Below are 20,505 nucleotides of genomic sequence, written 5' to 3'. Positions count from 1 at the left end.
TTTCCTCCTCTAATCGGCAATCTCTTTTTCATCCAACAGATTGACGGATACTAACGTTGATACGCCCTTTTCCTGCATCGTAATACCATAAAGGATATCTGCTGCATTCATCGTACCACGACGATGTGTGATCACAATAAACTGTGTATCTTTTGTAAGTTTATGTAAATATTCCGCATAACGGTCTACATTCGAATCATCCAGTGCTGCCTCAATCTCATCTAACAGACAGAATGGAGAAGGTTTTAAACTTTGTATTGCAAAAAGTAATGCAATCGCTGTCAATGCTTTTTCTCCACCGGAAAGCTGCATCATATTTTGTAATTTCTTTCCGGGCGGCTGTGCTACGATACGGATTCCGGCAGTCAGAATATCTTCTTCCTCCGTTAATTCCAATGTACCGCGGCCACCACCAAAAAGCTCTTTAAACACCTGATCAAATCGTTTACGTATCTCAGCAAATTGTATTTCAAACTGCTTTCGCATCTCCGTATCAAGTTCTTCAATAATACCGACCAATACCTCCGCAGCCTCCACGAGATCATCATGCTGACCATTCAAAAGAGTGTATCGTTCTTCTACCTCTTTAAACTGTTCGATTGCATTGATATTGACATCTCCTAAGGCTTTCATCTGATTTTTTAACCGGCTGATCTGGTTTTTCATTTCCGCAAATGATACATCCACTTTTACCTGAAGCTCTTCTGCCTTATGATAGGTCAGTTCATACTGCTCCCACATATAGTTTGTCCGGCTGTCAAGACGCTCGGCAATCTTTTCTGCCTGGTTATGCAAACGGAAACATTCGCGATCCAATGCACTCTTCTTTTCTGCAAGTTCTTCATGTTTTGCAAAAAATCCTTTATGCAATTCGTTACAGGCATCTCTTTCTTTTGTTACTTCTTCGATCAGAACTTTTAATTTAGAAATCTCTTCCCGTTCGTCTTCCATCTGCTTTTCTTTTGCAAGAATTTCCTGTTCTTTTTGCAGCACCTGTCTGTCAGCATCTTCTCCGTTTCTGGCAACCTCTTCTAATTCCCGGTTCAGTTCTGACATCGAATGTTCCAGACGTTCGATATTATCACACAAGAACCGGCACGACTGCGTCTTTTGGTTCATCGTCAATGTCATAGACGATTTTTTCTGACTTTCTTCCTGCCATAATGCTTTCTTTTGTTCTAACTCCTGATTATATTTTTTATTTTCTTCTTCACAGTGCTGTCGTTCCTGTTCATTCAAATGCATCTTCTGATTGATTGTTTCCATATCCTGATGCAGTGTATTCTTACGTTCTTCTATCCTGTTACTGTCAATCTGGATCAGATCGAGTTTTTCCTGATTTTTCTCCAGATCTTCTTTGGCACGATCATAATGCAATCTGGCTGTATTTTGCTTTAAACTAAGCTCCTGTCTGATATTTCTGTGATCTGCCATCTTCTTTTCGATCTCTTCGGACTGCTTTTCTTTTTGCGTCATATCAAGAGACAATTCTTTTAACGCTTTTTTAAGTTCTTCGGAACGTTTTTCAAGATCTTCCATTTCCCGTCTGCGGCCTAGCAGATTGTTACTGTTACGGAAAGCACCACCGGACATTGAACCGCCGGGATTCAACAGATCTCCTTCTTTTGTCACAATACGGATCGTATGATGATATTTCTTTGCTAATGCAATCGCATGGTCAATATGATCCACAACAACAAATCTTCCAAGCAGATATTCAATCAGATTCGAGAAACGTTCTTCACCGGATACCAAAGTAGATGCCATACCGATCACACCCGGCTCTGCCATCAGATTACCTGACAGATTCACAGGTTTCGCCCGCATATTTGTAAGAGGAAGAAACGTAGCTCGTCCATATTTGTTTTTCTTTAAATGTGCAATCATTGCTTTTGCTGTCTGCTCATTGTCAGTAACAATATTCTGGATACTTCCACCCAATGCAGTCTCAATTGCAAGTTCATATTCTTTCTGTACACGAATGATATCCGCGACAACACCGATAATTCCCGGATATTGCTTTTTTTGCTCCATCACACGCTTAATACTCTGACCAAATCCGTCATAACGCTCGGTTAGGTTTCTCAATGATTCTAAACGGGAATGTTCCATATGATAACGTTGCTGCGTATCACGGTGTTCCCGTCTTAAATTGTCCATTTCTCTGTCTAAATGCTCCTGCTGTCTTTGATGCTCCTGATAAATATTATCCATTTCAGTAAGCTTCTTTGTAACATCATCATAAACGGACTTTTCTTTTTCTAATGTTTCTGTCAAAACAGCCGCTTCTGACTTGTTCTCCAGAATGCGTTTTGTCAATTTCGCTTTTTCTAAATTATTCTGCTCTAAAAGCGTTTTCATACGCTGCTGTTCTGATACTACATTGGTATTATCATTTAAAAATGTGATCTTCTTTTTATTATTTTCTGCAATTTTATCTTCTAAGATTCTAATCTGTTCTGACAGCTCTACTGCTTCTTTTTCCATTGCCTGCTGACTGCTCTGTAATGAGGCGATGCTTTGTTCTAACTCTTCTTTTTGTGCAAGATACTCTTCTTTTTCTTTTCTTGCACGTTCTAATCTCTGATTCAAAGAGTCTACAAGATCATGTGTATGCTCTTTGTTTTGTCTGACTGCATGGATCTGTTCCTGCAACACCTTAATATCACTTTCTGACTGTGTCAGAAGCATCTTATCTGTCGTAAGCTGATCTTTGTGCTGATCGATCTTTCTATTATATTCTTCTAACTTTTCTTCTACTTTGCGGTATTCTTCTTTTGTCTGATCTAACTCTTTTCCGGCATCTTCGAGATCTTTTGCCGCAATTTCCTGTTTCTTTTCGACTTCTTTGATTTCTTCCTGCATACGGTTATATTCTTCTAAATATAAATTGATATCCAGATTACGAAGTTCGTCTCTATAAGCCAGATATTCCTTGGCTTTTTCCGATTGCTCCCTTAACGGATCTACCTGTTTTTCTAATTCGGATAAGATATCCTCGACACGAACAAGATTTTGTCTCTCTTCTTCCAGATTCTTTTCTGCTGCTGCTTTTCTTTTCTTGTATTTTACGATTCCGGCAGCTTCATCAAAAAGCTCACGTCTTTCCTCCGGTTTACCACTTAAAATCTTATCAATCTGTCCCTGTCCGATGATCGAATAGCCCTCTTTACCGATACCGGTATCAAAAAGAAGCTCCTGTACATCTCTCAAGCGGCAGGAAGCACCATTTAACAGATATTCGCTTTCACCGGAACGATATACACGCCGGGCGATCTTGACTTCTTCATATGGCACATTTAATTTATGATCTTCATTGCTGATCGTAATCGCAACATAGGCAAACCCCTGTGGTTTACGAAGCTGTGTTCCGGCAAAAATGACATCTTCCATCTTTGCACCACGAAGCTGCTTGGCACTTTGCTCACCAAGAACCCAGCGGACCGCATCTGCTACGTTACTTTTTCCACTTCCGTTTGGTCCAACGATCGCAGTGATCCCATTATGAAATTCAAACAGCATTTTATTGGCAAATGATTTAAAACCGTGAACCTCCAGACTTTTTAAGTACATCTTTGTTCTCCTCTACTTTTATTTCTTATCCTCCAAAAGCAGAATTGCTTCATAGGCAGCCGCCTGCTCCGCTTTTTTCTTCGTTCGTCCTACAGCAGTAGTAAGCTGTTTTCCATCAATAAGCACACCGACTTCAAAGGATTTATTATGATCCGGGCCCTCTTCTTTCAATAAGACATATTCTAATTTCTTTAAATCCCTTTGCACGATTTCCTGCAAATAAGTCTTGCTGTCATAAAACAGGGACTTCTTTTCAATATCTTTTAAGATAAATTCTTCTACATAACGCTGCGCACTTTCAAAGCCTCCATCCATATAGACCGCTCCGATCGTCGCTTCCATTGCATCTGATAAAATAGAATCTCTTTCTCTTCCGCCCGTCCTGTCTTCGCCCCTGCCTAATTGCAAATAGTCTCCAAGGCAGATTTCTCTTGCACATAACGCAAGTGTCGGCTCACATACATAGCTTGCACGGATACGCGTCAGATCTCCCTCCGGCTGATCCGGGTGATTCCGAAAGATCTGCTCACTAGAGATCAATTCTAAAACTGCATCTCCTAAAAATTCCAGTCGTTCATTACATTCCTGCTTTTTCAATCGTATTTCATTTGAATAAGAACTGTGTGTCAAAGCAGTCACAAGCAGCTCCGGATCTTTAAAAGAATATCCGATTCTTTTTTCAAATTCCATTCTTTTTTCCTGTTTCATAATTCACCTCATATCATGTGTTCTCTATAACGAACAATACCCTGTCTGCGGAACTCAAAACGCATACAGGGCTTGCAAAATACATTTTTTGCTTATCCCATACAATGTAACAAAAGTTTAGATATCTTCACTTTGCCCGATTGCCTGATAAGCCTGCTCAACAGTTTCAATCATTTCTATTGCATTTTCGTCTATGACAACATCAAATTCTTCTTCAATTGCCATAATGATCTGAAAAATTTCAAGTGAGTCTGCACCCAAATCATCAACGAATGACATTTCCGGCAAAACGTCTTCCGCCTGTACCCCCAACACTTCTGATATGATCATTTGCAGCTTTTCAAATCCCATATGCATTCACCTTCTTAATCTGTTATGATATTTTCCTTGATCTTTTCATTGATTTCTTCTTCACTAAACTGAATACACTGAATGATCGCTTTCTTAATATCATCTGCACCAGAGCTTCCATGTGCTTTCACAACAAGACCTTTCAATCCTAATAATGGTGCTCCACCCTGATCTTCGCCGATAAAGCCTTTTACAACCTTCTTTAATGCCGGTTTGATCAAAAGACCACCAATCTTGCTGCGAAGAGACGACATCAAACCTGCTTTAATCTCATGCATCAATGTATTGGAAAGACCTTCATATAATTTCAAAATAACATTTCCGACAAAAGCTTCACAAACAATGACATCTGCATCACCGTTTGGAATATCTCTTGCTTCAATACTGCCTACAAAATTAATATCTGTGCATTCTTTTAATAAAGGATATGTCTCCTTTACTAACATATTCCCTTTTTCTTCTTCTGCGCCAATATTTACAATCGCTACTCTTGGATTTTTAATGCCGACAATATGCTCCATATAGATCGAACCCATTTTTGCAAATTGTACCAAATGAGAAGGACGTGCATCCACATTTGCTCCACAGTCAATCAATAATGAAGGGCCTTTTGCTGTTGGGATCAATGGTGCTAACGGTGCTCTTTCAATTCCTTTGATCCTTCCCACAACAAACTGGCCTCCAACTAAGATTGCACCGGTACTTCCTGCCGATACAAAAGCATCCGCTTCTCCTCGTTTTACGAGATTCAATCCGACAACGATGGAAGAATTTTTCTTCTTACGGATCGCCATAACCGGTGGTTCATCAAAACCGATCACATCATCTGCCTGCACGATTGAAATGCGGCTTTCATCATAAGAATATTTTTGTAATTCTTTTTTGATATCTTCGGTACGTCCGGTCAGGATAATAGAAATTTTATCCGATACCTTTAATGCTTCGACCGCACCTTCTACCGTAACTTCAGGTGCATTGTCTCCTCCCATCGCATCTACTACTACTTTTATATTTTCACTCATGTGTCTAAGCCTCCATTCATATTACATCTCTAAAAAAATATTGTACTAAAAAAATGTTTATCGTGCAACGACCAGATAGGCAAACAATACAAACAGGATCTGAATAATACAGAAACGGAATACAACCTGTGTATCAGACCATCCTTTTCCTTTTCTTGCATGATCATGTAACGGTGTACGAGTATTCTTCAAAACAGCAATTTTCAAAAAGCGGAGCAAAAAGATCTTAATCAGACCAATACCACCATCTACGATCAAAACTGCCGCCAGCAAAATGTAAACAAACGGATGTCCGGTCTTCATTGCGATCACAGCAATATAAAATCCCAATGCTCTGGAACCGGCATCACCCATCAACATACTGCTTGGTTTAGAATTAAAGCACAGATAAGCTAATAAAACAGCTACGAAAATAAATAATGTGGCTGCATATTTTCCTAGAGGTTGTAAAAACAGCAACGCAAACGCTGTCATCGTAACACAACAAAGACTCGCGCAAAGCCCATCCACACCATCGGAACAATTTGTCACATTGATCGATACCCAGATCAATATTACCCCCAATACAAAAAAAACTGCCACGGGAATTTCATATTCAAAACTTCCGATATGTATCTTTGTCGGGTTATAATTGACAAAATTCCACATCGTCAAAAGGGCTAAGACAAGATCGATCGCTCCTTTTTTATAATCACTCCATGGATTCTTAGATGCATCATCGAGATATCCGCTAAGCATCATTGCAAATAACAAGATACAATAAACAACATATTCTCTGTCAACAGGCAGCACCAATAGTGTTACAAGAATAAATACCGCTGTCAGGATCAGTCCGACACCGCGGATCTTTCCTTTTGAAAGTGCACCATTGATCGCATATTCTCTTCCCTGGTCCTTCGGAAGAAAAGAAAACGGAAAACGCAGGCATAAAAATGTTAAAACAAATGCCACAAGCATGCCAATCATTATAACCTGATTGGCTGACATGAAATCAACTAAGAATTGATACATCTTATAATCTCCTTCGTATTACTTTATATATTCTTATTTCTAAAACACATTCAGTCTTTTTACTATTATTCTTTTTTATAGAAGAACGATTTATAGGTTGAGAAGCTGTACGTAGCCGGAGAAATGATCTGTTCGGTACTTCCCACAAAAAGAATACCATCCTTTTTCAATGCATCATTGAATTTCTGATACATTACCTGCTTTGCTTCTTCTGTAAAATAGATCATAACATTACGACATACGATCAGATCACAGCGATCAGGATATTTATCTTTGAGCAGATTATGCTGGCTGAATTTTACACATTTCTTGACTTCATCCTTGATCTGAAACTTCTTATCTGTAATCTTCGTAAAATACTTGTCCTTAAACTCTTCCGGAAGACCTTTCAGGCTTTTTTCATCATAAATGCCAAGCTGTGCTTTTTCTAATACCTGCTTATCAATATCCGTAGCAATAATCTGTATTTTATTCAATGGGATGAATTTTGATAAGACCATAACCAATGTATATGGTTCATCACCTGTCGAACAGGCAGCACTCCATACTTTGATCGTATTGCCAAATTTTTTTAACAGGTAAGGAAAGATATCCGCTTCCAATAACTTCCACTGTTCCGGATTACGATAAAACTCTGAGACATTGATTGTAAGATATGCCACAAATTCTTCTAACATATCTTTGTTCGTCTTTAATACCTGGATATATGCTTCATAAGAAGTAATCTTTGCTTTTGTGATCAAAGCATCGATCCGTCTTTTCATCTGACGCTCTTTATAGCAGCTTAGATCAATTTTTGTCAGTTGAAACACTTTCTCCTTAAATACTTCATAATCTCCCATAAACTTTTCTCCTTTTCCATGAACATAAGCTAAAAAACACGCCAACCTGTATAAACAGATTGGCGTACTTTCACATTGCATCTGCCTGAAATCTTTCCACGCTTTGCAATTTTAATTATTCTTCTGTGTCAGCAACAACTTCTTCTGCTTCATCAGAATCATTTAATAAAGCTTTCATGCTTAAGCTGATCTTATGCTCATCTTTCTTGAAGTCTACAACTTTAGCTTCTACTTCCTGACCAACCTTTAACACATCAGAAGGCTTATCAACATGATCTTTTGAAATCTGTGATACATGAAGTAATGCATCTACACCCGGCTCTAACTCAACGAATGCACCGAAGTCTGCCATTCTTGCCACTTTACCTTTCACAACAGAACCAACGCCATACTTCTCCTCAGCATCTAACCATGGGTTCTGATCTTCGAATTTTAAGCTAAGAGCAATCTTATCATCTTTGATATCTTTAATAAGGACTTTTGTCTTATCTCCAACATTAAATACTTTCTTAGGATTTTCAACACGTCCCCATGACATTTCTGAAATATGAAGAAGACCATCTGCTCCGCCCAAATCAATGAATGCACCAAAGTCAGTAAGATTCTTTACAGTACCTTCTACAACATCACCAACATGGATCTTAGCAAATAATTCTTCCTGAAGTTTCTTCTTCTCAGCAACTAATAACTGCTTTCTGTCACCGATAATTCTTCTCTTCTTAGGATTGAATTCGCTGATCACAAATTCGATTTCCTGTCCGGCATACTTTGTAAGATCCTTTTCATAAGAATCTGAAACAAGACTTGCAGGAATAAATACTTTTGTTTCATCCACAACAACACTTAAACCACCTGATAATACAGCAGAAACAGGAGCTTTTAATACTTCTTTGTTTTCAAAAGCTTCTTTGATACGTTCGTTGCTCTTTTCCATTGCAAGACGTTTGTAAGTAAGGAGAACCTGGCCTTCGCCATCATTTACCTTTAAGACTTTTGCCTTCATCGTATCTCCCTCTTTTACTACAGTAGTAAGATCGATTGGCTGATTGCTGTACTCATTTCTTGTAATGATACCATCAGCTTTGTAACCGATGTTGAGAACGATTTCATCTTCCTTAACGCTGATAACTGTCCCTTCTACAATCTCCCCATTGTGGATTGTTACTAATGATTCTTCCAATAACTGTTCAAATTCATTGTTCATGTCTGACATATGATTGAACCTCCTTAATAATATTATTTGGGGTTGAAGCCCCGGCAGTAATACCCACGCTACGAAAGGACTGAAAAAGATTCAAATCCAGGTCATCAAGTGTCTGTATAAAATGTGTGTTCAAGCACTCCTTTTTGCATATTTCATAAAGCTTCTGGGTGTTCGAACTGTGTTTTCCACCTATCACTATCATCGCGTCGGAGTTCCTCGCAATGGTCCCCGCTTCTGTCTGACGCACTTCGGTAGCGTTGCAAATTGTATTCATAACAAGTATATCATAACTCTTTTTTAATAAAATATCAACTATATCTTCAAATTTCTTGTAATTAAATGTCGTTTGTGCCACAATACAGATTTTTTTCGGTTCTTTCTGTGTATATTTTTGTGCCTCTTCAAGCGTTTCAATCACGCTACAGCAATTATCACACCAACCACAGATTCCCTGTACTTCCGGGTGCTTTGCACTGCCTACTACGATGATCTCATATCCTTCGTTCCACTTTTCATGAACGATATTATGGATCTTTTTTACAAACGGGCAGGTCGCATCCACGATGGAAATTTCTTTTTTTTCTAACGCATCCTGCATCTGTTTTGTGATACCATGCGAACGGATGATCACAACAGCATCTTTTTCTTCTTTCAGCTCATCAATAGAATGAAGCACCTGCACACCTTTCGATTCAAGATCCTGCACAACCTGTTCATTATGAATGATCGGCCCTAATGTGTAGACCTTTGTATTCTTTTTTGCTTCTTCATACACCATATCGACGGCTCTTTTGACTCCAAAACAGAATCCTGCACTTTTTGCAACCGTTACTTCCATTCTTCTATCCTCTTTTATACTTTTTATTTTGCACTTTTTTCTTTATATAGATCCATAAATTTCCGAACCACTTCTTCGATCGTCATATCGGAAGCATCTACTACCACGGCATCATCTGCTTTTTTTAATGGTGCTACTGCACGGTTCATATCCTGCTTGTCACGGGCAATGATATCTTTTTCGATCTGCTCGAAATCACACTCGATCCCTCTTTCCTGCTGCTCTTTATATCTTCTTCTTGCACGTTCTTTAGAGCTTGCAGTCAGATAGATCTTTAACGGTGCATCCGGTAAGACACAGGTTCCGATATCACGTCCATCCATGATCACATTCTGTGTCTTTGCTAAATTTCTTTGAAGATCTAACAATTTTTCACGTACTTTTTTATATTTTGAAGTGTCCGAAGTCATCATGCTGACTTCTTCCGTGCGGATAAATGCGTTGACATTCTCTCCATTTAACAGAACCTGCTGTTCGCCGTTCTCATACGCAAGCGATACATCAATATCTTTGCATGCTTCCCCGATCTTTTCTTCATCGGAAGCGGCAATACCGTTTCTTAAAAAGTAAAGTGCCATAGAGCGATACATTGCTCCGGTATCTACATAGATAAAGCCAAGTCTTTTGGCAACCTCCTTTGCGATCGTACTTTTTCCTGCTCCTGCCGGACCATCAATAGCAATACTAAACATTTTTTCTTCCTTCCTTTTCTTTTATTGTACCGATAAGCCTGCCAGATATCCGGTAGACCATGCGATCTGTAAATTATAACCACCTGTTTTTGCATCCAGGTCTAACACTTCTCCTGCAAAATACAAATTTGCAACTTTCTTTGATTCCATTGTTCCCGGATTGATCTCTTTAATGGAAACTCCCCCTCGTGTAATGATCGCTTCATTATATCCTCTGAGACTTTCGATCGTAAACGGAAATTCTTTGATCAATTGCACAAGTGTTTTTCTTTCTTCTTTTGTGATCTCATTGACTTTCTTATCTTCCGGGATTCCCGATAACAAAACAATGACCGGGATCATTTTTGCCGGAAGAAGCTTTCCTAAACTGTTCTTAAAAAAACTGTTACTTGCATTCTTAAAATCACGCAGGATCCTTTCATCAAGCTGCTGCTTAGATAAAGCCGGTTTCAGATCGATCGATGCCTGATATTGCGACACATCGTTTCCACTGATCAGGCTGCTTGCCGATAACACAATCGGTCCACTCACACCAAAATGCGTAAAAAGCATTTCTCCAAGTTCATCATAAACTGTTTTTTTGCCTTTTTTGATCGTTAATGTTACATTTTTTAAAGCAAGTCCCTGCATTTGCATAATATAATCTTCTTTGACATTAAAAGGGATCAGGGACGGATAGGTTTTCTCAACGATATGTCCGCTTTCTTGTGCAAAACGATACCCATCTCCTGTCGATCCGGTCGATGGATACGAAATGCCGCCTGTTGCCACGATCACAGCATCTGCCAATATTTCTTCCAGCTTATGGTCACGACTGACACATACCCCATAACATGTCCCCTCTTTACACAGGATTTTTTTCACTTCTGTATGTAAATATATAGTAACACCTCTTTTTTTCATTGCGCTGTAAAGCGTTCTGATCACATCGGATGAATGATCGGATGCCGGAAATACACGGTTTCCACGTTCTGTTTTCAAAGACAATCCTTCTTTTTCCAAGAAATCCTGCATTAAAAAGCTGTCCCATGTATAAAAAGCACTATATAAAAACTTCGGATTTCTCGTTACATGGGATAGCAGGCTTTCCACATCACTGTCATTTGTTACATTGCATCTGCCTTTTCCTGTAATATAGATTTTCTTTCCGAGTTTTTCATTTTTTTCAAACAGTGTAACCTTATGCCCTGCCTGTGCTGCACTGATCGCAGCCATCATTCCTGCAGCTCCACCGCCAACAATTACTACTTTACTCACTTTGTGTAATCCTCTCTAATGCAAATCGAATCGCTTCATTTACTGCTTGCATTCTGACATCCTTACGGTCTCCGGTAAAATGAAACTCTTTTACAGCAGGTTCATCCTGATACCAGGTACCGATATAAACCGTTCCGGCTTTTGTTCCGTCTTCTGCATCAAACGGACCCGCATATCCGGTAACAGATATGGTAATTTCTGATTCTGTAACCGTATGCACCCCTTTTGCCATCCATTCTGCTGTCTGTCTGCTGACTGCCGTATGTGCTTTTAACACTTCCCTGGGCACATGCAGTACCTTTTGTTTGACACGGTCAGAATACGTGATATATCCTTCTTCGAACACTTCAGATGCTCCTGATACATCAACGATCGTTGCTGCTACCAGACCGGCTGTACAGGATTCAGCTGTTGAAATATGCATTTTTCTTTTTTTTAGTTCAAAAACAAGAGTTTCTTTTGCATCCATACTTTCCAACCTCTTTTACATATTCCCATCATCTAAGACTTTCCAGTTCTTATACAGATAATCGATCAACGAAACAACCGTTAAAATGATTGCGGCATAGATGAAAACATATTCTACGATATCGATCACAGTTCCCGAAAAATTCAGAATTAATAAAACAGACATCAGCATCTGTACAACTGTCTTGATCTTTCCCCACCAGCTTGCCGCGATCACGACACCGGCATCGGATGCAACCAGACGAAAACCACTGATGATAAAATCACGGCTGATTATAATGATAACGCCCCAGACCGGCATTGGATTGGATGCATCTGCTACAAAACATACTAAAGCAGAGCAGACCAAAAGCTTATCTGCAAGCGGATCCATAAATTTTCCGAAATTCGATACCAATTCATATTTTCTTGCAAGATAACCATCCAATGTATCCGTCAGACTTGCCACAATAAAGATCGCGACTGCGATCACATTCGAATACGGAACAAAATCAGTTAACATAAAAAACACAAAAAAAGGAATCAGGATCACTCTGATCATTGTTATTTTATTTGGTAAATTCATTTTAAGCCTCCACTCCTTCGCTGTCATCCTCAACGACTTTTCCAATTAAATCATACTCGTCTGCACCAATAATTTCAACTGTAATAAAATCACCGGAGATCAGATTCCATTCACTCTCTACAAAAACATATCCGTCAATGTCCGGTGCATCCATATAAGTTCTTGCAATATAGACACCCTCTTCCGGAAGTCTGCCTTCGATCATTACCTCCATTACACGGCCGATCTGCTCTTTACAATATGCAAAAGCAATCTGCTGCTGAATCTCCATGATCTCATTTTTTCTGACTTCTTTGATCTCTTGCGGCACTTGCTGTTCAAATTCTGCTGCCTTTGTGTCTTCTTCCCGTGAATAGGTAAAAACACCCAGACGTTCGAATTTCATTTCCTTTACGAATTCCTTTAAGATATCAAAATCCTGCTGTGTCTCTCCCGGAAATCCGGTGATCAGCGTAGTTCGTAATGCAATATCCGGTATTTCCTCATGCAGTTTTGATACAATTCTTTTTATCTCTGCCTGATCGGTATAGCGTCCCATTCTTTTTAAAATGTGATCGGATCCATGCTGGATCGGTATATCCAGATAATGGCAGACTTTGGGAAGACGTTTGATCGCATCGATCAATTCATCCGTAATCTCTTCCGGATAGCAATACAAAATACGGATCCACTTTAATTCGTCAATTTCTGACAGTTTTTCTAACAATAACGGAAGAGACTTTTCCCCATACAGGTCTTTTCCATATAAGGTTGTCTCCTGTGCAACTAAGATCAATTCTTTCGCACCGTTGTCAACAAGGTGTCGTGCCTGTGCAAGAATATCTTCCATTGCCACACTGCGATATTTTCCACGAACTTTCGGAATGATGCAATAGGTACAACATTTATCACATCCTTCGGCAATCTTTAAATAGGCAAAATATCCCCCCGACATACTGTCTCTGTCATGCAATGGTTTTGGAAGATAATCAATACTTTCTAAGCATTCCTTTGTTTCTCCTTCATGCAAAAGACATTCGTCGATCGCTTCATTTAAAGCTTCATAGCTCATCGTACCAATGATCACATCTACTTCCGGGATCTGTTCACGGATCTCTTTATGATAACGCTGTGCAAGACATCCACAGGCTACTAGCAGCTTGCATTTGCCATACGTTTTGAATTCCCCCATATTGATCAATGTATTAATACTTTCTTCTTTTGCATCTCCGATAAAACAGCAGGTATTTACTACGATAATATCTGCTTCCTGCTCATTATCAATAATGCAATGCCCGGCTTTTCTAAGACCGGTGATCATCATTTCGCTGTCCACCAGATTCTTATCACATCCTAATGATACAAAATAAATATTCAACGCTTTTTTCCTCGCATTCTTTTGTTTAATCATTCCTCTTTGCAGATTCTACGCAATTATGCAATAGCATTGCGATCGTCATAGGTCCTACGCCACCCGGAACCGGTGTGATCGCACTGACTTTATCAAAAACAGCATCATAATCAACATCGCCGCAAAGCTTTCCGTTTTCATCGCGGTCCATCCCGACATCGATCACAACAGCACCGTCTTTAACATATTCTTCATTGACCATCTTTGTCTTACCGATCGCTACAACTAAGATATCTGCTCTTTTAGCTACTTCTTTCAGATTCTTTGTGTGCGAATGTGTTACGGTTACCGTTCCATTCTCACGCAAAAGTAAAAGTGCCATCGGTTTTCCGACAATATTACTTCTGCCAATGATCACGCATTCTTTTCCATCAATTGAAATATCGGAACGCTTTAACAGTTCAATGATTCCTGCCGGTGTGCAGGATACAAAACCTTCCTGTCCGATACTCAGGGCACCGACATTTTCCGGATGGAAACCATCTACATCTTTGCTCGGATCGATCGCTTTAATCACTTTGTCTTCATCAATATGCTTTGGCAATGGAAGCTGAACTAAAATGCCATTGACTTCTTTTTTCTTATTCAGCTCTTCTACAAGAGCAAGTAACTCTTCCTGTGTTGTCTCTTCCGGCAGTTCATAGGAAAATGATTCAATTCCTACATATGCACAGGCTTTCTTTTTATTTCCTACATATACCGTAGAAGCCGGATTGTTTCCGACCTGGATCACTGCTAATGCAATATTTTTTCCTACTTTTTTCATTTCAGCAACCTGCTGTTTGATCTCATCTTTGATTTCCTTAGAAATCTTTTTTCCATCAATTATCTTTGTCATGTTGTTCCTCTTTTCTCTTTGTTGTCTTTCTTTTACCGGATAACAGTAAAAAGCCTGTTACTCTCTTCCCTGCTGTTATGTTCCGGCAATATAGATCTGTTTTTCGTTCCCCTGTAACTTATGCAAATATCATACACGAAACACACTGCCACCGACAAACTCACGCATCAGTGAGTTCTTTGGTATATCTTCACTGCTGATACCGATAAAATAATCTAAGAATTTAAGCAGACGTTTTGCTTCGATATATTCCGGCACATTTTTGGGGATCCCAAAAAGAATAGACTCGGCATACGGCTTTAACACAGCCAGTTCATAGATCAGTGCCGAATTAAACATTACGTCTGCCTCTTCCTGGAACGGGAAGATATATTTGTCTTCTCCACGACGTACCGATGACCACATCGCAATCGTCTTTTCTGCTGTCGTTCCTCTGGTTCTTGCATCACGTACCATACGTCTGATCAATCTTCCGTCTGTCGTTGATATCCTATTGTGTTCATCAATATTGATCTGTGTTAATGCACTGATATAGATTTTAAACTTACTTTCTTTCGGGAGAGAATATGATAACTTATCATTCAAACCATGTATTCCTTCGATAACAAGAATATCATTTGGACCGAGTTTACGATAATCTCCATTATATTCCCTTCTTCCTGCCACAAAATTAAATATAGGAAGTTCTACCCTTTCTCCTGCCAGCAGTCTGGTCATATCTTCATTGAATTGCTCTACATCAATTGCTTCTAAGCACTCGAAATCAAAGTTTCCATTCTCATCAACCGGAGTATCTTTCCTGTCTTTAAAATAGTTATCCAGAGCGATCGGATGCGGATGTAAGCCATGTGTTCGAAGCTGGATCGACAGACGATGGGAGAACGAAGTTTTTCCGGAAGAAGAAGGTCCTGCGATCATAATAAACTTTTTCTTTCCTTCTGTTGCAATCTTTTCTGCAATCTCTGCAATCTTCTTTTCCTGTAGTGCTTCCTGTACTAAGATCAGATCCTGTGCACCACCATGAGCGATCACATCATTTAATGCACCAACCGTATCGACATCTACCATCCTGCCCCAGCATGCTGCTTCCTGCAAGGTTGCAAACAGCTTCGGACGATCGACAAATTCACCTAACCGATCCGGCTGTTTTTTATTTGGAATTTGCAAAAGGAATCCCTTATCATATGGTTTTAAAGCAAAATATTTTAAAATACCACAAGACTGCGGCATATAACCATAATAATAATCTTCAAAACCTTCCAATGTATAAATATTAACCTTTGATACGCGTCTGTATTCAAACAATTTCTTTTTATCATACATTTTGTGACGTTGAAAGAGCTTTAATGCTTCTGAAGTATCGACAGAACGTTTTTCAAAAACAGCATCTCTATCTACCATTTTGTGCATAAACTGTTCCACCCGTCTAAGAAGTTCTTCTGTGATCGTAATACCATCTGCCTCACAATAAATACAATCTCCTAAAGAATGTTTAATAAAAACATTACGAAGCTTAGACGGATCTGCTACCGAATAAAATGCCTTTAGCATCATTAAAGATACACCGCGATCATATGTTTTATGACCGCTTCCGGTTGCAGTTGTCAAAAACTCAATTGTACAGTCTTCTTTGATTTTTTTTGCTAATTCTACTAATCTACCGTCTTTTTGAGCCAAAATAATGTCATATTGATACTGATCGGCAAATTCTTTTGCTATCTCACCATATGTAATCCCAACCGGATATGTATTTGTCTGTTTTCCTACTGTTACATTGACTAACTCTCCCATAATAAACCTCCGTTCCAAAGACAAAACAGCTTTTTACGATCAATCTTTCTTTATACGCTGCTGTACTGTATGGATCTGTTCTAATTCTTTTTTCAGACCGGCATATTGTTTCATGGCATTGGCTGATAGTGTTTTCTGTGCCATTCCCTCTAAGATCCTGCTGACTCTTTTTTCTTCTTTTTTTAGAAATCCGATAAAAAAAGGATCTTTATCTTCTATCAGACAATGCCCATAGATATAATCTTCTTCCCGCTGATATTGTTCTTTTTCCTTTTCTTTAGCTTTTACAGCACGGATAATAACATAATACTTTCCCTGATCCAGTAACATCTCTTCATGAGCAATACAAAAACCCATACCATGTAAGCATTTTCGTACCAGAAAGATTTCAGACTGCGGTGACAAGACAAGCTCTTTTGCACTTTTTGTCACTTCTTCTTTTGCTTCTAAAATCTGACAGATCAAAGCACCACCCATTCCACTGATCAAAAGCGTATCTGCTTCGTCTGCATCCAGCATTTGTAATCCGTCTGACAAACGAAGCTCCATATGCTCTTCTACGCCATAGGACAGCATATGCTCCTTTGCTCTTTCTAAAGGTCCTTCATTAATATCCATTGCTATGGCTTTTGTAACCTTTTTATGACGAATCAGGTAAATCGAAGTAAATCCATGATCGCAGCCGATATCTGCTACCACCCCGCCTGACAGCACATTGTCAGCTACTCTTTGTAAACGTTTTGATAAATGCATTATTCCAGATAATCCTTTAACTTACGACTGCGGCTTGGATGTCTTAACTTACGGAGTGCCTTAGCTTCAATCTGACGGATACGTTCACGCGTAACCTTAAACTCTTTTCCGACTTCCTCTAATGTTCTCGCTCTTCCATCTTCCAGTCCAAAACGAAGTTTTAATACCTTCTGTTCACGTTCTGTCAATGTTCCCAGCACTTCTTCTAACTGCTCTCGAAGCAGTGTAAAGGCCGCTGCATCTGCCGGTACCGGAACATTATCATCCTGAATAAAATCTCCTAAATGACTGTCTTCTTCCTCACCGATCGGAGTTTCTAAAGAAACCGGTTCTAATGAAATCTTTTGGATCTCTCTGACACGTTCTACCGGCATATTCATCTGTTTCGCAATTTCTTCCGGATATGGTTCTCTTCCCAATTCCTGCAAAAGCTGTCTTTGTACACGGACAAATTTGTTGATCGTTTCTACCATATGAACCGGAATACGGATCGTTCTTGCCTGATCTGCAATCGCTCTCGTGATTGCCTGACGGATCCACCATGTAGCATAAGTACTGAATTTATAACCTTTTTTATAATCAAACTTCTCTACTGCTTTGATCAGTCCAAGATTTCCTTCCTGGATCAGATCAAGAAACAACATTCCTCTTCCTACATAACGCTTTGCGATACTGACAACCAATCGAAGGTTTGCCTCAGCTAACTTCTTTTTGGCTTCCATATCGCCCTCTTCCATTCTCTGGGCAAGTTCTACTTCTTCTTCTGCTGTAAGCAACGGAACCTTACCGATCTCTTTTAAATACATACGAACCGGATCTTCAATACTGATTCCTTCCGGTACGGAAAGGTCAATCTTTTCAATCTCTTCATCATCAGGAATATCATCGCTGTTCTCCATCTCTAACATAATATCTTCATCGGTTTCTTTTCCTTCCGGAATACGAAGAACATCTACGCCTTTACTCTCTAAAAAGTCGATCACTTTTTCTGTTTTTTCTTCGTCTAACATCACATCATTAAAGAAATTATTGATCTCAGTTAATTCCAAAACGTTTCTCTTTGACTCAGCTAATTTTTGCAAAGCAACGAGTTTCTTTAAGAATTTTGCTTCTTCATCCTGACTCTTTTCTTCTTTTTTGCCTGACTTCTTATCTGATGTCTTCTTGTCTGATGTTTTCTTTGCAGCAGGCTTTTTTGTTTTTTTCTTTTCTTCTGTCTCTAAAACCTCATCTGTCTGTTTCTTCTCTGTTGCCATACTGTTCCTTCCTTTCCTGTATGTAATCATTTTTTCTTAATTTTTCTATGTCAAAAGCATTGCACACTTTACGCTATACTTTAACCATCTTTCAAGGAAATATGCAATCGTTCTGCATTCTGCCACTTTTTCTTTTCCTGAATAAGTTTTTGCAATTCACTCATGTCGGATAAATTTTTGATCCTATGATCAATACTGTATTCTTTGATCCGGACGATCAATTCATTGAGTGCTTTTTCTTTTTCTTCTTTTGTCATATCTGTTTTGAATTCTGTCTGAAACATATTTGCAACGACATTCTGGCTTTCCACATCCTGAAAATGATTAATGATCTTTGCCGGAACCAGTGCCTTTTCTTCTAACTGCTGATACAAAAGTCTTGCAACCACTAAAAAGTCCTCTTCAAAAAAGTCATCCGGTGTGACAAGCTCTTTGATCTGATCATATAAATCAGGTTCATTGATCAGCCATGTCAAAAACAACCGGTAGGAATAGCGAATCCCGCTTTCCTGTTTTGTCTCTCTTTTCGCAGTTTCATTCTGTCTTGCTGTCTGCGTGCGGTATCCTTCCGGAACACTGTTGCCATATCGTATTACCAGACTCTTTAAATCGTCTCTTCGAATATTATATTTTGCTGCAACCGCTTCTAAATAATTATCACGTTGCACTTTGTCAGAAAAGACTAAAAGTTTTCTTGCAATCTCATGATAAAAAGCTGTCATCTGATCCGGATCGGTCATATCATAATTCTTGCGAAGCACTTCTATTTCAAAGAAAAAACTGTTTTGTGCGTCCTCTATCCTCTTTTCAAACTCATCAGCACCTAATGCTTTGATAAATTCATCGGGATCTTTATAAGGATCCATATGAATGATCTTACACCGAAGACCAACATCCCTAAGAATGGGAATTGCCCGAAGCGCAGCCTTAACTCCGGCACCATCACTGTCGTAAGTTAAAAGTACTTCATCGGTATAACGTCGAAGCAGATTCGCCTGCTGCTGTGTAAAAGCTGTTCCTAATGATGCCACTGCATTTTGAAAACCTGCCTGATGCAATGCGATCACATCCATATATCCTTCACAAAGCAGCATATTACTCTTCTTGCCCTGTTTGGCATAATTAAGTCCGAAAAGATTACGGCTTTTGTCAAATACTCTTGTCTCAGGTGAATTCAGATATTTGGGTTTGGCATCGCCCATGACTCTGCCGCCAAATCCGATCACGTGATTTCCGATATCCATAATCGGAAACATAACTCTGTTCCAAAATTTATCATATACTCCACGCTCGTCCATCTTAAAAAGTCCGGTTTCTTTTAATACCTGATCGGAATATCCTTCTTTTTTCAGATATTGATATAATTCACCGCCACCCTGACCGGCATATCCGAGTCCAAAATGTACGATCGTTTCATCTGAAAGTTCACGTTTTTTCAAATAGTCGTATCCTATTTTTCCCTGTGACGATTTCAATTTTGCAAAAAAGAAACGGGCTGCTTTTGTATTGATTTCTAATAACGTTGTGCGTATACTTTCCTGTCTTCTTTGCTCTGCTGACATCTCCGTTTTAGGAAGTTCTATTCCGGCACGTTCTGCCAGACTTTGCATTGCTTCCGGAAAAGAATAATTTTCATATTCCATTAAAAACGTGATCACATTTCCACCTACACCACAGCCAAAACATTTATACATCTGTCTGGCAGGATTCACGGAAAAAGAAGGAGACTTTTCATTATGAAAAGGGCACAGTCCTACATAACCACTGCCGGAACGTTTTAATTTCACATAGTTTCCTATCACCTCGACAATGTCATTTCGTGATCGTACTTCTTCAATTTTTTCTTCTGAAAACCATGCCATTTCCTTTATTTCCTCCCTGATAAAAGTCTCTAATGTAGTTATTCGACAAGAAAAATCATTTTCCTTTTTTGTTTTTCTTTTATA

At 39.1% G+C, this 20,505-nt stretch carries 18 protein-coding genes; all 18 read right to left on the bottom strand.

From position 1 onward, the window contains the following. Positions 1 to 9: 9 nt before the first annotated feature. A complete protein-coding gene (smc, locus tag H8700_RS06265; RefSeq protein WP_249304369.1) occupies positions 10 to 3,573 on the bottom strand; it encodes a chromosome segregation protein SMC in 3,564 nt (1,187 codons plus the stop codon). Positions 3,574 to 3,591: 18 nt separating this feature from the next. Beyond that, the gene (gene rnc, locus H8700_RS06260; RefSeq protein ID WP_249304367.1) at positions 3,592 to 4,281 is read right to left on the bottom strand and encodes a ribonuclease III; all 690 of its coding nucleotides are present in this window, start codon (positions 4,279 to 4,281) and stop codon (positions 3,592 to 3,594) included. A 117-nt stretch (positions 4,282 to 4,398) separates the two neighbouring features. Beyond that, positions 4,399 to 4,632 (bottom strand): acyl carrier protein, encoded by a 234-nt coding sequence (locus H8700_RS06255; RefSeq protein ID WP_022142601.1) that lies wholly within the window; start codon positions 4,630 to 4,632, stop codon positions 4,399 to 4,401. Between the two features lie 14 nt (positions 4,633 to 4,646). Next, positions 4,647 to 5,654, bottom strand: coding sequence for a phosphate acyltransferase PlsX (gene plsX, locus H8700_RS06250; RefSeq protein WP_249304365.1), 1,008 nt, complete (start codon positions 5,652 to 5,654; stop codon positions 4,647 to 4,649). Between the two features lie 57 nt (positions 5,655 to 5,711). After that, a complete protein-coding gene (locus tag H8700_RS06245; protein WP_022142599.1) occupies positions 5,712 to 6,665 on the bottom strand; it encodes an MraY family glycosyltransferase in 954 nt (317 codons plus the stop codon). 65 nt (positions 6,666 to 6,730) lie between these two features. Beyond that, the gene (locus tag H8700_RS06240) at positions 6,731 to 7,507 is read right to left on the bottom strand and encodes a CheR family methyltransferase (protein ID WP_249304363.1); all 777 of its coding nucleotides are present in this window, start codon (positions 7,505 to 7,507) and stop codon (positions 6,731 to 6,733) included. Between the two features lie 115 nt (positions 7,508 to 7,622). After that, positions 7,623 to 8,720: a 30S ribosomal protein S1 gene (gene rpsA / locus H8700_RS06235; RefSeq protein ID WP_022142597.1), complete on the bottom strand. Its 1,098-nt coding sequence runs from the start codon at positions 8,718 to 8,720 to the stop codon at positions 7,623 to 7,625. Beyond that, positions 8,701 to 9,549 (bottom strand): 4-hydroxy-3-methylbut-2-enyl diphosphate reductase, encoded by an 849-nt coding sequence (ispH, locus tag H8700_RS06230; RefSeq protein WP_249304362.1) that lies wholly within the window; start codon positions 9,547 to 9,549, stop codon positions 8,701 to 8,703. Before ispH ends, rpsA begins: the two co-directional genes overlap by 20 nt. A gap of 23 nt (positions 9,550 to 9,572) precedes the next feature. Continuing rightward, positions 9,573 to 10,241 carry a (d)CMP kinase gene (cmk, locus tag H8700_RS06225; protein ID WP_022142595.1) on the bottom strand — a complete coding sequence of 223 codons (669 nt, stop codon included), beginning with the start codon at positions 10,239 to 10,241 and terminating at the stop codon, positions 9,573 to 9,575. A gap of 21 nt (positions 10,242 to 10,262) precedes the next feature. Then, on the bottom strand, positions 10,263 to 11,498 hold the full coding sequence (locus H8700_RS06220; RefSeq protein WP_249304360.1) for a BaiN/RdsA family NAD(P)/FAD-dependent oxidoreductase: 1,236 nt from the start codon (positions 11,496 to 11,498) through the stop codon (positions 10,263 to 10,265). After that, positions 11,491 to 11,967, bottom strand: coding sequence for a CinA family protein (locus H8700_RS06215; RefSeq protein ID WP_249304358.1), 477 nt, complete (start codon positions 11,965 to 11,967; stop codon positions 11,491 to 11,493). Before H8700_RS06215 ends, H8700_RS06220 begins: the two co-directional genes overlap by 8 nt. Before the next feature lie 15 nt (positions 11,968 to 11,982). Further along, complete coding sequence (gene pgsA, locus H8700_RS06210) at positions 11,983 to 12,531, bottom strand: CDP-diacylglycerol--glycerol-3-phosphate 3-phosphatidyltransferase (RefSeq protein ID WP_022142592.1); 549 nt, start codon at positions 12,529 to 12,531, stop codon at positions 11,983 to 11,985. 1 nt (position 12,532) lies between these two features. Continuing rightward, complete coding sequence (rimO, locus tag H8700_RS06205; RefSeq protein ID WP_022142591.1) at positions 12,533 to 13,888, bottom strand: 30S ribosomal protein S12 methylthiotransferase RimO; 1,356 nt, start codon at positions 13,886 to 13,888, stop codon at positions 12,533 to 12,535. 25 nt (positions 13,889 to 13,913) lie between these two features. Then, a complete protein-coding gene (folD, locus tag H8700_RS06200) occupies positions 13,914 to 14,759 on the bottom strand; it encodes a bifunctional methylenetetrahydrofolate dehydrogenase/methenyltetrahydrofolate cyclohydrolase FolD (protein WP_249304356.1) in 846 nt (281 codons plus the stop codon). A 129-nt stretch (positions 14,760 to 14,888) separates the two neighbouring features. Further along, entirely contained in the window at positions 14,889 to 16,550 is a 1,662-nt protein-coding gene (locus H8700_RS06195; RefSeq protein ID WP_249304355.1) for a nucleoside kinase, read from the bottom strand. Positions 16,551 to 16,589: 39 nt separating this feature from the next. After that, entirely contained in the window at positions 16,590 to 17,303 is a 714-nt protein-coding gene (locus H8700_RS06190) for a tRNA (adenine(22)-N(1))-methyltransferase (protein ID WP_249304353.1), read from the bottom strand. After that, on the bottom strand, positions 17,303 to 18,559 hold the full coding sequence (gene rpoD, locus H8700_RS06185) for an RNA polymerase sigma factor RpoD (protein WP_022142587.1): 1,257 nt from the start codon (positions 18,557 to 18,559) through the stop codon (positions 17,303 to 17,305). Before rpoD ends, H8700_RS06190 begins: the two co-directional genes overlap by 1 nt. An 80-nt stretch (positions 18,560 to 18,639) precedes the next feature. Further along, positions 18,640 to 20,421, bottom strand: coding sequence for a DNA primase (gene dnaG, locus H8700_RS06180; protein WP_249304351.1), 1,782 nt, complete (start codon positions 20,419 to 20,421; stop codon positions 18,640 to 18,642). Positions 20,422 to 20,505 lie beyond the last annotated feature (84 nt).

This window comes from Jutongia hominis, from assembly GCF_014384965.1.
Classification (GTDB): Bacteria; Bacillota; Clostridia; order Lachnospirales; family Lachnospiraceae; genus Butyribacter; species Butyribacter hominis.
The sequence above is the reverse complement of the archived record's forward strand: the minus strand, read 5'-3'. Positions and strand labels throughout refer to the sequence as shown.

What these genes read in the sequence shown, in the direction of transcription:
- smc (WP_249304369.1), bottom strand. Translation starts at nt 3,573, where the DNA reads ATGTACTTAAAAAGTCTGGAGGTTCACGGTTTTAAATCATTTGCCAAT.
- rnc (WP_249304367.1), bottom strand. Translation starts at nt 4,281, where the DNA reads ATGAAACAGGAAAAAAGAATGGAATTTGAAAAAAGAATCGGATATTCT.
- H8700_RS06255 (WP_022142601.1), bottom strand. Translation starts at nt 4,632, where the DNA reads ATGGGATTTGAAAAGCTGCAAATGATCATATCAGAAGTGTTGGGGGTA.
- plsX (WP_249304365.1), bottom strand. Translation starts at nt 5,654, where the DNA reads ATGAGTGAAAATATAAAAGTAGTAGTAGATGCGATGGGAGGAGACAAT.
- H8700_RS06245 (WP_022142599.1), bottom strand. Translation starts at nt 6,665, where the DNA reads ATGTATCAATTCTTAGTTGATTTCATGTCAGCCAATCAGGTTATAATG.
- H8700_RS06240 (WP_249304363.1), bottom strand. Translation starts at nt 7,507, where the DNA reads ATGGGAGATTATGAAGTATTTAAGGAGAAAGTGTTTCAACTGACAAAA.
- rpsA (WP_022142597.1), bottom strand. Translation starts at nt 8,720, where the DNA reads ATGTCAGACATGAACAATGAATTTGAACAGTTATTGGAAGAATCATTA.
- ispH (WP_249304362.1), bottom strand. Translation starts at nt 9,549, where the DNA reads ATGGAAGTAACGGTTGCAAAAAGTGCAGGATTCTGTTTTGGAGTCAAA.
- cmk (WP_022142595.1), bottom strand. Translation starts at nt 10,241, where the DNA reads ATGTTTAGTATTGCTATTGATGGTCCGGCAGGAGCAGGAAAAAGTACG.
- H8700_RS06215 (WP_249304358.1), bottom strand. Translation starts at nt 11,967, where the DNA reads ATGGATGCAAAAGAAACTCTTGTTTTTGAACTAAAAAAAAGAAAAATG.
- pgsA (WP_022142592.1), bottom strand. Translation starts at nt 12,531, where the DNA reads ATGAATTTACCAAATAAAATAACAATGATCAGAGTGATCCTGATTCCT.
- folD (WP_249304356.1), bottom strand. Translation starts at nt 14,759, where the DNA reads ATGACAAAGATAATTGATGGAAAAAAGATTTCTAAGGAAATCAAAGAT.
- H8700_RS06195 (WP_249304355.1), bottom strand. Translation starts at nt 16,550, where the DNA reads ATGGGAGAGTTAGTCAATGTAACAGTAGGAAAACAGACAAATACATAT.
- H8700_RS06190 (WP_249304353.1), bottom strand. Translation starts at nt 17,303, where the DNA reads ATGCATTTATCAAAACGTTTACAAAGAGTAGCTGACAATGTGCTGTCA.
- rpoD (WP_022142587.1), bottom strand. Translation starts at nt 18,559, where the DNA reads ATGGCAACAGAGAAGAAACAGACAGATGAGGTTTTAGAGACAGAAGAA.
- dnaG (WP_249304351.1), bottom strand. Translation starts at nt 20,421, where the DNA reads ATGGCATGGTTTTCAGAAGAAAAAATTGAAGAAGTACGATCACGAAAT.